At 71.7% G+C, this 12,428-nt stretch carries 11 protein-coding genes; 6 read left to right on the top strand and 5 right to left on the bottom strand.

Going from position 1 to position 12,428, the window contains the following annotated elements; translation table 11 throughout:
* Window positions 1–96: 96 nt before the first annotated feature.
* Window positions 97–1,059: a helix-turn-helix domain-containing protein gene (locus tag LZ495_RS44230; protein ID WP_308268653.1), complete on the top strand. Its 963-nt coding sequence runs from the start codon at window positions 97–99 to the stop codon at window positions 1,057–1,059.
* Between the two features lie 154 nt (window positions 1,060–1,213).
* Here LZ495_RS44230 and LZ495_RS28035 read toward each other — a convergent pair whose 3' ends face one another.
* Window positions 1,214–2,053 carry an alpha/beta fold hydrolase gene (locus LZ495_RS28035; RefSeq protein ID WP_235055706.1) on the bottom strand — a complete coding sequence of 280 codons (840 nt, stop codon included), beginning with the start codon at window positions 2,051–2,053 and terminating at the stop codon, window positions 1,214–1,216.
* A gap of 319 nt (window positions 2,054–2,372) precedes the next feature.
* On the opposite strand from LZ495_RS28035, the gene LZ495_RS28030 reads away from it, so the two are divergent.
* From LZ495_RS28030 to LZ495_RS28015, 4 genes are all read left to right on the top strand, one after another.
* Window positions 2,373–3,194 carry an alpha/beta fold hydrolase gene (locus LZ495_RS28030; protein WP_235055705.1) on the top strand — a complete coding sequence of 274 codons (822 nt, stop codon included), beginning with the start codon at window positions 2,373–2,375 and terminating at the stop codon, window positions 3,192–3,194.
* A gap of 105 nt (window positions 3,195–3,299) precedes the next feature.
* On the top strand, window positions 3,300–4,100 hold the full coding sequence (locus tag LZ495_RS28025; RefSeq protein WP_235055704.1) for an alpha/beta hydrolase: 801 nt from the start codon (window positions 3,300–3,302) through the stop codon (window positions 4,098–4,100).
* An 82-nt stretch (window positions 4,101–4,182) separates the two neighbouring features.
* A complete protein-coding gene (locus LZ495_RS28020; RefSeq protein WP_235055703.1) occupies window positions 4,183–4,974 on the top strand; it encodes an MBL fold metallo-hydrolase in 792 nt (263 codons plus the stop codon).
* A 197-nt stretch (window positions 4,975–5,171) separates the two neighbouring features.
* On the top strand, window positions 5,172–5,645 hold the full coding sequence (locus LZ495_RS28015; protein ID WP_235055743.1) for a Dps family protein: 474 nt from the start codon (window positions 5,172–5,174) through the stop codon (window positions 5,643–5,645).
* Window positions 5,646–6,241: 596 nt separating this feature from the next.
* On the opposite strand, the gene LZ495_RS28005 is transcribed toward LZ495_RS28015, so the two are convergent.
* Entirely contained in the window at window positions 6,242–7,687 is a 1,446-nt protein-coding gene (locus LZ495_RS28005; RefSeq protein ID WP_235055701.1) for a purine-cytosine permease family protein, read from the bottom strand.
* 90 nt (window positions 7,688–7,777) lie between these two features.
* On the opposite strand from LZ495_RS28005, the gene LZ495_RS28000 reads away from it, so the two are divergent.
* The gene (locus tag LZ495_RS28000; protein WP_235055700.1) at window positions 7,778–8,425 is read left to right on the top strand and encodes a TetR/AcrR family transcriptional regulator; all 648 of its coding nucleotides are present in this window, start codon (window positions 7,778–7,780) and stop codon (window positions 8,423–8,425) included.
* Between the two features lie 442 nt (window positions 8,426–8,867).
* Here the strand turns inward: LZ495_RS28000 and LZ495_RS27995 are convergent, their stop codons facing one another.
* Genes LZ495_RS27995 through LZ495_RS27985 form a run of 3 tightly spaced genes read right to left on the bottom strand, consistent with a single transcriptional unit; the run spans window position 8,868 to window position 12,159 of the window.
* Window positions 8,868–9,455: a hypothetical protein gene (locus LZ495_RS27995; protein WP_235055699.1), complete on the bottom strand. Its 588-nt coding sequence runs from the start codon at window positions 9,453–9,455 to the stop codon at window positions 8,868–8,870.
* 59 nt (window positions 9,456–9,514) lie between these two features.
* Window positions 9,515–10,003 carry an NUDIX domain-containing protein gene (locus tag LZ495_RS27990; RefSeq protein ID WP_235055698.1) on the bottom strand — a complete coding sequence of 163 codons (489 nt, stop codon included), beginning with the start codon at window positions 10,001–10,003 and terminating at the stop codon, window positions 9,515–9,517.
* Window positions 10,000–12,159 carry an ABC transporter ATP-binding protein gene (locus tag LZ495_RS27985; RefSeq protein ID WP_235055697.1) on the bottom strand — a complete coding sequence of 720 codons (2,160 nt, stop codon included), beginning with the start codon at window positions 12,157–12,159 and terminating at the stop codon, window positions 10,000–10,002. The genes LZ495_RS27990 and LZ495_RS27985 overlap by 4 nt, the downstream gene beginning before the upstream one ends.
* Window positions 12,160–12,428: the final 269 nt, after the last annotated feature.

Genomic DNA, 12,428 nt, shown 5'->3' with positions numbered 1-12,428 from the left:
GACGGTCGGAACTCTCCTCGGCAGGCGGGAGCACGTCCATGCCGTTCGTCGGCGCAGGCACCGCGCTCCCCACCGGGAGCCGCCCAAGGGGGCCGCGTGCTGCTCCTGGACACTGAACACGTGCCGCCGGCGGACCGGGTCGAGGCGTTCCACGCGGTGGCGACCGGTGCGACCGGCGCGAGTTCGGCCGAACACGAGCTCGACCAGCGCGGCGACTTCCGCAAACGGGTCGAGGCGTGGACGTTCGGCCCCGTGGTGCTGTTCGCGACCACCGGGTCGGGCATGCGGTACTGGCAGACCGCCCGGCACCTGCGGATGGACTCGTGGAACACCGTCTCGGTCATCACCCAGGCAGCCGGGCGGGGCGGCTTCATCTGGAACGACCATCAGCAGGTGGTCACGGCCGATGACCTGGTGCTGACCTCCAAGAGCGCCGGCTACTGGGAGACCCGCTGGTCCGGGTCGGGCACCAGCATCGCGTTCATGGTGGACGCCGACCAGGTCGGGCTGCCCGAGCGGATGATCCACAGCGCCGTCCCGCTGATCGCGCACAGTCCGGTCACCCCATTGCTGCTGTCGCACCTGCGCGCGCTGCGCCTCGATGCGGACCGCCTGGTGGACACCGCGGCGGCCGCCGAGATCGGCGCCTCGACGCTGGCGCTGACCCGGGCCATGGTGGCGTCCCTGGCGGAACGCCCGGTCCGGCGCTCGGTCGCGGAGGAGACGCTGCTCGTCCGCGTCCTGGCCTACGTCCGGACGCACTTGGGCGACCCCGGGCTGACGCCGGCCAGGGTCGCCGCGGTGCACAACGTCTCGCTGCGGTCGCTGTACCGGGCATGCGAGGCGGGCGGCGTCGGCCTCGAGCAGTGGATCATCCGGCGGCGCCTGGAGGCCGCCCGCCGGGACCTCGTGGACCCCGGGCACGCACATCGGACCATCGACGCGATCGCGCGGTCGTGGGGCTTCACCAGCCCGTCCCACTTCGCCCGCCGCTTCCGGGACGCCTACGGCGTCACGCCGCGCGCGTGCCGCGCCGTGGCCGGGGCGGACACGTCGTAGAAGTCCGCGCTCGCCCCTACGCGGTGCGGGGGGGGGGGGGGGGGGGCCCCCCCCGGGGGGCGGGCGGGGCCCGCGGGCGCGCGCCCGGCCGGAGGACGGGATCACAAGCCGAAGGCCGCGGTGCCGCCGCGGAATCGGCGGAGCCGCCGACGCGTCAGTCGGTCGCGCGGGCCGCGTCGACGATGATCCGGTACGCCGCGTCGGGGTGCGACATCATCACCACGTGCGAGGAATCGACCTCCCGCACCGTGCTGTTCGCGCGCTCGGCCATGAAGCGCTGCGCGTCCGCCGGGATGACCTTGTCCTGGCGCGGGATCAAGTACCAGGACGGGACGGTCTTCCAGGCCGGCACGCCGCTTCCGGTGGACAGCCCCTCGATGCTGCCCGGACGCTGGCTCGCGGCCATGACCCGGGTCCGGGAGGCGGGCAGGTCGGCGGCGAAGACGGCACGGAACTTGTCGTCCTTGATGTAGCCGTCGTGCCCGTACTTGCCGTCGCCCAGCGGGTATTGCCTGACCTCCAGCGCCGCGCCGAGTTCGCTGCCGGGGAACTGCTGCGCGATTCCCAGCGGCGTCTCGCCCTCGTCGAGGGCGAACGCGCCCAGGTAGACGAGGGCCTTGACGTTGGCGTGGCCGCGAGCCGCGTTCGTGATGACCGCGCCGCCGTACGAGTGGCCGGCCAGGATGACCGGACCGCCGATGCTGTCGATGACGCTGGAGATGTACGCGGCGTCACCGGGGAGATCGCGCAGCGGATTGGCCGGCGCGATCACCGGGTAGCCCGCGCGCCGCAGCTTCCCGATCACCTCGTCGAATCCCGAGGCGTCCGCGAACACGCCGTGGACGAGGACGACGGTCGGCTTCGGCGCGGAGCCGCCGTGGCGCGCGGAGAAGTCCGGGGCACCGTAGGCGAGGGCGCCGGCGGACCCGGCGAGGAGTGCGACCGAGGTGGTGACCACGGCCAGGGTGCGGTGGGAGCGGCGGGGGAGCTTCATGGCGTACTCCTGACGTCGGCGAGCTCGGATGGCGTGCTCCGAGCCTGCTGGTCGGGGCCACGACCGCGCTTCCGTCGTCTTACTGCACTTCGGCGGCGCCGATCCGCGACCCGGGTGCAGTCATCTGTCCGATGGCAGGCCGTACGCGGCTGACTTAACGTCAGTCGGGAGGCGATGAGGCGCAGCGAAGGCCGCGCACCGAACCCGTCACTGCTCGTTGCGTTCCGTGCCCGACGGCCGGCACGCGGCCGAGGACGACCGCGGTCCGCGGCACCCCGCTCGCCGGATCACTCCAGGCCACTCGCGAGAGGAAACAGCCATGCCCTTCATCACGACGAACGACGGCACCGAGATCTTCTACAAGGACTGGGGCCACGGGCAGCCCGTCGTGTTCAGCCACGGCTGGCCGCTGAACGCCGACGCCTGGGACGAGCAGCTTCACCTGGTGGCGTCGCACGGCTACCGCGCCATCGCGCACGACCGCCGCGGCCACGGGCGTTCCGCGCAGCCCTGGGCCGGCAACGACATGGACACCTACGCCGACGACCTCGCCCGGCTGATCGAAGAGCTGGACCTGCGCGACATCGTGCTCGTCGGCCACTCCACCGGCGGCGGCGAGGTGACCCGGTACATGGGCCGGCACGGCACCGGCCGGGTCGCCAAGGCGGTCCTGCTCGGGGCGGTCCCGCCGCTCATGCTCAAGACCGACGCCAACCCCGAGGGCCTCCCGATCGAGGCGTTCGACGCCATCCGCGCCGGGGTGGCGGCCGACCGCTCGCAGTTCTACTACGACCTCAGCTTCCCCTTCTACGGCTTCAACCGGGACGGCGCCGCGGTGTCCGAGGGGATCTCGCGCGCATTCTGGGCGCAGTCCATGCAGGTCGGGATCAAGGGCGCACTCGACTGCATCAAGGCCTTCTCGGAGACGGACCTGACCGAGGACCTGAAGCGCATCGACGTCCCCACCCTCATCGCGCACGGCGACGACGACCAGATCGTGCCGATCGGCGCCTCGGCCCTGAAGTCGGCCGAACTCGTCAAGAACGCGACGCTCAAGGTCTACCCCGGCCGGCCGCACGGCCTGTACGGCGACTTCAAGGACGAGTTCGACGCCGACCTGCTGGCGTTCCTCGCCTCCTGAACACCGGCACCGCACCGGCCCCGGCGTCACCTGGTACCCCCGGCACTGTCCACCAGATCGCAGCTCCGCCACCGCCACCGCCACCGCCACTCGCGAGGAGTCCACATGAGCAGCCAGCCGGACACGATCGTCCTCATCCACGGCTTCTGGGTCACCCCCCGCAGCTGGGAGCACTGGATCACGCGCTACAAGGCCAAGGGCTTCCGGGTCCTGGCCCCCGCCTACCCCGGCTTCGACGTCGAGGTCGAGGCGCTCAACGCCGACCCCACCGCAGTCGAACACCTCGAAGTCGCGGAGATCCTCGACTCGCTGCAGGGGCTCATCCACGACCTGGACAAGCCGCCGATCCTCATGGGGCACTCGGCCGGCGGGGTGTTCACGCAGCTCCTGCTCGACCGCGGCCACGGTGCCTGCGGCGTCGCCATCAACTCCGCTCCCACCGAAGGCGTCGTCGTCACCCCGCTGTCCCAGATCCGCGCGACGTTCCCGATCCTGCGCAACCCCGCCAACCGGCACAAGGCCGTGGGCCTGACGTACGACCAGTGGCGCTACGCCTTCACCAACACCTTCCCCGAGGACCAGGCCAAGGCCACCTACGAGCGCTACCACGTGCCCGCCTCGGGGCACGTGTTCTTCGGCAGCGCCCTGGCCAACGTCCGTCCCGGGCACGGGGACACGTACGTGGACTACCACAACGCGGACCGCAAGCCCTTGCTCTTCCTCTCCGGCGAGAACGACCACCTGATGCCGCCCAAGGTCCAGGCGTCCAACGCCAAGCACTACAAGGCGCCCGGCACGGTCACCGAACACGTCGTGATCCCCGGCCGCGCGCACCTGATGCCCGCGGAGGACGGCTGGGAAGCCGTCGCCGACCAGGCCTTGGACTGGGCGCTGGCGCACGCCTGACGATAGGGACTTCGCGCACACCGGGCCCGGGGCGCTTGCACAAGGTGCGCGCCCCGGGCCCGGACCATCCGAGGAGACTGCTGTGAGCGACGTCCGCATCACGCACATCGGCGGCCCGACCGTGCTGATCGAAGCCGAGGGCTGGACCCTGCTGACCGACCCGACCTTCGATCCGCCCGGCCGCCGCTACGCGTTCGGGTGGGGCACCTCGTCCCGCAAGGTGGCCGGCCCTGCCCTCCGCCCCGGCGACCTGCCGCACGTCGACGCCGTGCTGCTCACCCACGACCACCACGGGGACAACCTCGACGACGCCGGCCGGACCGTCGCCGCCGCCGCGGGAACGCTGGCGACCACACCGTCCGGAGCCCGCCGCCTCGGCGCGCACGCCCGGGCGCTGCGGCCCTGGCAGACCACCCGGCTGAGCGCACCCGGCCGCCCGGACATCGAGATCACCGCGACCCCCGCCCGCCACGGCCCGCCGCTCTCCGGGCCGTTCGTGGGGCAGGTCACCGGATTCGCGCTCACCTGGGAGGGCCAGCGCCACGGAGCGCTGTGGATCTCGGGCGACACCGTCCTGTTCGGCGGCGTACGCGAGGTCGCCCGGCGGTTCACCGTGGGCACCGCACTGCTGCACCTGGGCGGCGTCCGATTCCCCCTCACCGGACCGGTCCGCTACACCATGACGGCCCGCCAAGCCCTGCGGCTGTGCGCCGAGATGCGTCCGCACACCGCGTTCCCCGTGCACTACGAGGGCTGGCGGCACTTCGCCGAAGGCCGCCCCGGCATCGAACGCGCCCTCGCGGCAGCCCCGTCCGAGACCCGCGACCGGATCCGCTGGCTGCCCCTCGGCGCGCCGCACGACCACGAAGCCTGACACCCCTGCCGAGCCGGGAGGCACGGCCACGACCGCCGCCTACGACGCCGGCGCCACTTCATTGCTCGTCGTCGATCCGTCGGGGCGGCACGTTCCACCCCGACGAGATGCACGCGACGGTCGAACTCGACGCCCCCACCTACGCGTACGCCATCCCCGCCTCCCGGCCGACCCGGCCCTGCCCCCAGGAGAAGCCCATGCCCGGTACGTCCGCCCTCCTCCCGACCGCCGACCGCGACGTCGTCGGCGCCGCACTCCAGGAGACCCTGGTCGACCTGCTCCACCTCGCCGCGACCGCCAAGCAGGCCCACTGGAACCTCTACGGCCCGCGCTTCCGATCCGTACACCTCCAACTCGACGAAATCGTCGAAACAGCACGGACTTTCGCGGACACCGTCGCCGAACGCGCCGCCACCATCGGAGTCGCCCCGGACGGCCGCCCGGCCGCCACCGCGAAGGCCGGCTCCTCGGCAGACGTACCGGCCGGCCCTCTGTCCGACACCGTCGTCGTCGCCACCTTCACCACCGCAGTCGCAGACCTGTCCGTGCGCATGCGCCGCCGCATCGCCGACACCGATGGCCTCGACGCCGTCTCCCAGGACCTCCTGATCGAGACCACCGCAGCCCTGGAAAAGCACCACTGGATGCTCCGCGCCGAAAACACCCCCTGACCCCCGCCGCCACGACCTCCGCCACACAACCCCCGAAGCCCCCGCGTGGCGCCGGGCCTACGGGACCGGCCCCACCCCGCCGATCCTGCTGATGTTCCCCTTTGGATTGCCGGGGCGACGACGGCGCCTCCGGCCGCTGTTTCCGGGTGTCTCTTGTCGCCCGATCCGTGAGGCACGGCGATGATCTCTGCGATGAACGCGGCGGCCGGCGGCACGTCCACGGGGGATCTGCAGGTCGTGGCGCTGGCCACCGCCCTGGAGAATCAGGCGGTCGCCGCCTACCAGGCGGCCGGCGCAGGAAAGCGGGGGACCGTGCAGCCGGCCGTGGCGTCGTTCGCCGCCACGGCGATGGCGCAGCACGCCGACCACGCCAAGGCGTGGAACGCGGTCAACGACTACGCCATGGCGCCTACCCGGCGTACCGGGCAGGTTGGCGGGGCCTCGTGCGCCGGACCGCCACCCGCAGACGCGGTTCGGCGCCCTCGCCGGGCCTGTGCAGACCGGACTGGATCAGTGGCCGCAACTGGCGTTGCCACCGAGAGTTGGTGGCACGCGCAGCGCATTCGGGTCGTCGGCAGACGAGTCTGCGGATTCAACTACCGGAGGGCGCCCATCGTGCTGCGGGTCGGTCGCATGAGGGTTGCGTAGAGGGCCGATGCGACTGCCATGCCGACGGGGAGGGAGAGGTCGATGCCGTCGAGGGCGGTGGCCACGGGGCCGGTGTAGAGCGTGTTGGCGCACAGGGCGGCCGCGGTGACGCCTGCGGTGAGGGCGATGGCGCCGGCCTGGTTGACGCCGGCGGTGTACCAGAAGGGGCTGCCGGGGGTCTCGTCGGTGAGGGCGATGCCGTCGTAGCGGTTGCGGCGCAGTACGAGGTCGGTGGCGTAGATCGCCACGCTGGGGCCGAGGAGGAGCACGGTCAGTTGCAGGACGTCGTTGACGGTGTCGAGGAAGTCGGACGCGAGGAGCCCGTACAGGGTGAGGGCGACGGCGGCGATGCCGTCGACGATCACGCTCACGGTGCGGCGGATGCGTACGCCGACGGCTTGGAGGGCGAGGCCTGCGCTGTAGGCGGTCAGCGCGTTGGCGGACACGGTGCCGAGGATCAGGGCGAGCAGGAAGAGGTTCGTGAACCAGCCGGGCAGGATGCCTTCGAGGGCGGTCTGGGGATCGGCCATGTCGACGGCGGTCGCGGCGAGGACGCCGAGTGCTCCGACGGCCAGGCTCGGCAGGGCGCTGCCGAACGCGGTCCACCCGGCGACGGCCCTGGGGGAGGTGCCGGCGGGCAGGTAGCGGGAGAAGTCCGCGCTGGTGGTGTAGGACAGCGGGCCCGCGGCGATGAGCGTGACGCCGGCGATGGCGGCGGCCCACAGGCCGGTGCCGGTCAGCGGTTCGGCGGGTGCGTAGGAGAAGTCGGCGTGGTCCAGCACGACGACGGCGACGACGGCGAACGCGGCGGTGAGCGCGAGCGTGATCGGCAGGTAGAGCCGCATGATCATGGCGTGCCCGTACACGCTGATGACGAGGGTGACCGCGGCGATGGCGATGATGACGGCGGTCTTGACGGCGGTGTTCGTCGTGATGCCGGTCTTGTCGACGAGGGCGAAGGCGGCGGTCGCGCCGGCGGCGAGGTTGAGGGCGAAGTAGCAGACGGAGATGAGCCAGCCGGTGACGGCGTTGTTCACCCGGTTGCCGCGGATGCCGTACATCGCCCGGGTGATGACCTCGCTCGGTGCGCCCGCTGCCGGGCCCGAGGTGGCGAGCAGCCCGGTGAGCAGCCAGAAGCAGTTGCCGAGCACCAGCACGGCGAGGGCCTGCCACAGGTTCAGACCCATGAGGACCAGGGCGCCGCCGACCACCAGGTTGAGGTAGTTGACGTTCGCCGCCGCCCAGACGGCGAACAACTGCCGTGGGTGGCCGTGGCGTTCCGCCTCGGGGATGTAGTCGATGCCGTGGGCCTCGACCTGCCCGGCCCGGTCCTCGGGCGGCACTGCCGAAGAGCCGTCTGCGCCTGGGCGCGGGTCGGGGATCGTGGACGCCATGTGCCCTCCGGATGCTGCGGTGCCGCCGAAAGCTTATTGGCGGAACCCTCAATATTGCTTATTGGTGGCACACTCAATATCATCCGGGGCATGGCGTCAAGCGTTCAGCGCAAGCGGATTCGGAAGGCCCCGGCTGCCCGGCGCGCGGAGATCGTCGATGCCGCGGCAGCCGTGGCCCTGGGCGAGGGGCTGGAGTGCGTCACGCTGCAGCGGATCGCCGACGAGCTCGATGTGCGGCCGGGGCTGATCAGCCACTACTTCGGCACGGCGGAGGACTTGGTCGCGGAAGCCTTTGGCGCGGCCACGGGCGCCGAGCTCGATGTCCTGCTGCCGGAGGAGCGGACCGGCGGGACGTGCACGGAGCACTTGGCGCGGTTCTTCGCGCTCGCGGCCGGGCCGGAGTTCGACCGGCTGAGCCGGCTGTGGATCAACGCCTGGCACCTGCGCGGCTCCCGGCCCGTCCTGAATGAACGCGTGCTCGAGCGGGAGACCGCCTGGCGCACGCGGCTGGAGTCGCTCGTCCGCGAGGGCGTGGCGCGCGGGGAGTTCCGCACGGACGACCCGTACGTGACGACCCTTCAGATCATCGTCGTCCTCGACGGCCTCGGCGCCCACGCGAACACCGACACCAGCTACCGCCCCGAGGCGGTCGCGCGCATGGCTGTCACTGTCGCGGAGCAGGGCCTTGGACTGGCGAGAGGAGCTTTGGGCCCGGTCGGCAGTGCCGCGTCCGAGTGACGCGCGTGCCGGTGCGCGGCAAGACAGACACCGTCGCGCGGGCACGGCGCAGATGATCAGGAAGGTCCTCGGGGCGGAGACTCCCTGACACGTGCCTCGCGGGCCAGAGCCGATCTCGGCTGACTGCAATCTTGGTCGGCGGGCATCGCCGTGCCCTGGACATGGATGACTTCGCAGCGCGGTCAGGGCTGTCCGAGCGCGCCGGGTTCGGATGCCTGGAGCATCAGCCGTCGAAGCGTTCGACAGGTGCGGTGCGAACGCGCAACTGCCGCGGTGCCACTGATCCGCCGCCCGGGCCTTCGTCAGTCTCGCGCGTTCTCGCGTGGCTGACGGGCGCCCGTGGCCCAACGGTCCTCGGCGATGTGAGATTTGCCGGCCGATCGGCGGTGTAGCGGTCGACGAGGCCGAGGCCTTTGGGTCATCCTCATCCGATCGATGACCTTCAGGCCGGGTTCAAGACTTGTTCGTCGGCGGCAGTGCGCTGGGCCAGGGCGAGCTGGCGCAGGCGGCAGGCGTACCAGGTGAGCGCAAGGCAGACCACTGCGTAGATGCCGATCGCTTGGATCGCGAAGTTCGGGTAGTCGAACTCCCATGGCTCGGCCGCCGGGTTGTGTTCGAACTCGGGGTTGCGCCATATGTGCGGCCACATCCAGGCGATCGCGCCGCCTACCCCCTGGGCGGCGACGTACAGCGCGATGAACTCGGCAAGGCGCAGCCAGTAGGCGCGCCGGTCCTGCCGCATCAGGGCGCGGGTGCGCGAACGCGCGCTGCCGAACTGCCACTGGCCGGCGGCCGGGGCCACGCGGGCACTGACCTCCGGCGCGAACACCACGGCGGTGACGACGAGGACGAGCAGGACGGCCACCCCGATCCCCATCGTCACCTCGGATCCGACGCGGCTCCTGGTCAGCGGCGTCAGCAGTACAGCGAGGATGGGCAAGTTGACGGCGAGGCCGGCCGCGTAGACCTTGGCCAGGACCGCACGCGGTGGCATCAGGGCACGCCGGTACGCCGTGGATATGGAGAGCATGCCGCCACACAACCAGACGACATGATCAAAGTCGACATGAGTCGGCGCAAGTTGCGTCGTCAATCCTGGGCTCCTTGGGCGGAGATGCCGTAGCCGCAGGTGCGTTGTGCGCGGGCTTGGTAGGCGCGGCGTAGGCGGTCGTGGCCGGCGGATTCCAGTAGGTCCGTGGCTTGGTCGAGGGTGGCCCAGCGCCAGTTGTGGGATTCCGCGTCCAGGCTGATCTCGGTGTCGGCCGGGATGGTGCCGCCGTCGAAGATGAACTGCAGGACGGGTGCGGCCATGGTGCCGTCGGTGTCCGGGTCGGACGGGCGCCAGTCGACGTCGAGCGGGGGCCCGACGTCCAGGTCGAGGCCGGTCTCCTCGCGCAGTTCCCGGGCGGCGGCGGTGCGCGGGTCCTCGCCGTGGTCGACGCATCCGCCGGGGAGGAGGTGGCGTACGCGGTGCTTGGCGTCCAGGAGCAGGACGCGGCCTGCGGGGTCGATGACCAGGACGGCTGCGGCGACGTAGTGGCGGGGGAGGGTGGCGAGCCAGTCCTCGTGCGGCATCATCGGGCACTCGCCTCGGATGCGGACGTCCGCTCGTCGGTGTCCCCGGTGTCCCCGGTGTCCCCGGTGTCCCCGGTGTCCTCGGTGTTCTCGGTGTTCTCGATGTCGGGTGTGTTGGTGTCGCCGCGGTCCTGCTGCAGCAGCCATAGCTCCCGGAAGAGCCCAGGGGCGCCTTTGAGTTCGTCGAAGGTGCCGTGCTGGATCACCTTGCCGCGGTCCAGGACCAGGATGCGGTCCGCGACGGCGACGTTGGCCAGGCGGTGGGTGACCAGGATGACCGCCTGGTTGCGGGCATGCTCCCGCAGCCCCTTGAAGATGCGGTGTTCGGCGCGGGGGTCGAGGGCGGAGGTGGGCTCGTCCAGGACGGTCAGCCGCCCGTTGCGGTAGTAGGCGCGGGCGAGGTTGATGCGCTGCCATTGGCCGCCGGAGAGGTCGGTGCCGCCCATGAACTCGTGGGCCAGGGAGGTTCCGAGCCCGTTCTTCAGGTCGGCGACGACCTCGTCGGCGCCGGACGCGGCCAGGGCGTGTGCCAGTGCCGTGTCGTGGTCGGGGCGCAGTTGGCCGGCGGTGATGTTGTCGCGGGCCACCAGCGGCCAGCGGACGACGTCCTGGGGCAGGTAGCAGATCTGCGGCCAGGCCTGGTGCGGGTCAAGGGTGCGGGTGTCGTGGCCGTCCCAGGTGACGGTGCCTTGGGTGGGCAGGTACAGGCCGGTGATCAGGTTCGCCAGCGTGGACTTGCCCGAGCCGTTTTCGCCCACCAGCGCGACGATTTCGCCGACGGCGACCTCGAGGGTGACGCCGTCCAGGGCGGGGGTGTCGCGGCCGACGTAGGTGAAAGAGACGTTCTCGGCCCGGAAGTGCCTTGGATCGTCGACGCGTTCGGAGCCGCGGTGCAGGGACATGCGGTGCCCGCCGGCCCGCTCCAGGAAGTTCGCCCACTGGTCCATGTACAGGCCGGAGCCGTACATGGAGGTGCCGGCGGCGACGATGCCGCCGAGGGACTGGCTGACGGTGGTCAGCGCGAGGACGGCGGTGCCGGCTGCGGCCACGCTCATCCGGTCGGTGGCCAGCAGCCAGCACACCGCCGCCCAGATCAGCCCGGCGGCGAGCCCGCCGCACAGCGCGCCGGCGGCGGAGACCCGCGCGGTGCGCAGCGCGGCGTGCTCTTGCAGGGCCTGGACCTTGTCGGCGTGCCGTTGGTAGACGCGCAGGAGGTGCGGGGCGAGCGTGAAGGCGCGCAGTTGCCCGGCGCCCCAGTCGTCGGCGATGTTCCAGCGCAGGTTGCCGAGCAGGACGCGCTCTTGCTGGGTCTCGGTGCTGGTCTGGTACTCGATGCGGGCGGCGCGCACCGCGGCGACACCGCGCGGGACGGCGCCGAGGAAGAGCAGCGGCAGCAGGATCGGGTGCAGGTAGGTGATCACGGACGCGGCGGCCGCGAACGACGCGACCGAGGCGATGACGTCCTGGGACTGGCTCAGGAACTGGCGCATGGACTGCGCGCCGCGGTCCGCGACGTTGTAGTCGGCGACGAACTTGGGGTGGTCGTACGCCTCCAGTTCGGCGGCCGCGACGGCGTCCAGCAGCATCACCTCGGCTGTGCGGTTCAGCTGCGGGGTGAGCCGCTGCGAGAGGTACACCACGGCGATGCCGAGCGCGGCGCGTGCTCCGACCGCGCCGGCAAGCAGGGCAAGGGACGGGGCGGCGTCGCGCAGCCGGCCGGCGACGTCCCCGGAGGAGATGACCGCGGTGATCGTCGCGGTGGTGGCCAGCAGCCCGGCGGCGGCCAGTACGCCCGCGGCGACCTGGCAGGCCAGCAGCGCGACGAGCACTCTGCGATCGGCCTCCCACGCCAGCTTCAGCGCGGTGCCGATCAGGCGCGGCAGCCGGGCGGCCATCCTGCGGGTGGTGACCTGGTGCAGCTTCGCGGCGGTCTCGGCGGACGCGGAGACGTACGTCAGTCCTTCGTCCTGTGCGGCGTCGCCCCGGTTGTCGGTGACCTGTCCGTCGGCATCGATCTGTCCGTCGGCGTCCCGAACGGGGACTTGGGCGGTATCCGCCGTGCGGCGCGGCGCGGGGACCTCATCGGCAGGCGTGCCGTTCAGGGCCGTGGACGCGGCCGGTAACGCAGATTCGGGTGCGGCAGGACGATCGTCGGTCACGGGCGGACGTCCTTCCCGATGGTGGTGCGCTCTGGGGCAGCTTCCGAAGTGCGCGGCGCGGCAAAGAAGTTGGTGGGTACGGGCATGGCGGGGCCTCCGGGACGCGTGATGGCGGTGCAGGGCATTCAGCTTCGAGGTCTCGCGTGCGCCATACCAGGGCGCAATGGGGCAAGCAGCAGGCGCATACTTCGAACGTGCGCTCGGCCGGACGTGCGCCCCCGGCCATGCGCGGCCGCCCGGAACCCTTCGTCTCAGGGTCAAGTCCGGGG

This window comes from Yinghuangia soli (assembly GCF_021502675.1).
In the GTDB taxonomy this organism is placed as follows: domain Bacteria; phylum Actinomycetota; class Actinomycetes; order Streptomycetales; family Streptomycetaceae; genus Yinghuangia; species Yinghuangia soli.
The sequence above is the reverse complement of the archived record's forward strand: the minus strand, read 5'-3'. Positions and strand labels throughout refer to the sequence as shown.

Coding starts and splice junctions, on each gene's coding strand:
- LZ495_RS27995 (WP_235055699.1), bottom strand. CDS start 9,455: ATGCTCTCCATATCCACGGCGTACCGGCGTGCCCTGATGCCACCGCGT.
- LZ495_RS28025 (WP_235055704.1), top strand. CDS start 3,300: ATGAGCAGCCAGCCGGACACGATCGTCCTCATCCACGGCTTCTGGGTC.
- LZ495_RS27990 (WP_235055698.1), bottom strand. CDS start 10,003: ATGATGCCGCACGAGGACTGGCTCGCCACCCTCCCCCGCCACTACGTC.
- LZ495_RS28030 (WP_235055705.1), top strand. CDS start 2,373: ATGCCCTTCATCACGACGAACGACGGCACCGAGATCTTCTACAAGGAC.
- LZ495_RS28000 (WP_235055700.1), top strand. CDS start 7,778: ATGGCGTCAAGCGTTCAGCGCAAGCGGATTCGGAAGGCCCCGGCTGCC.
- LZ495_RS28015 (WP_235055743.1), top strand. CDS start 5,172: ATGCCCGGTACGTCCGCCCTCCTCCCGACCGCCGACCGCGACGTCGTC.
- LZ495_RS28005 (WP_235055701.1), bottom strand. CDS start 7,687: ATGGCGTCCACGATCCCCGACCCGCGCCCAGGCGCAGACGGCTCTTCG.
- LZ495_RS28035 (WP_235055706.1), bottom strand. CDS start 2,053: ATGAAGCTCCCCCGCCGCTCCCACCGCACCCTGGCCGTGGTCACCACC.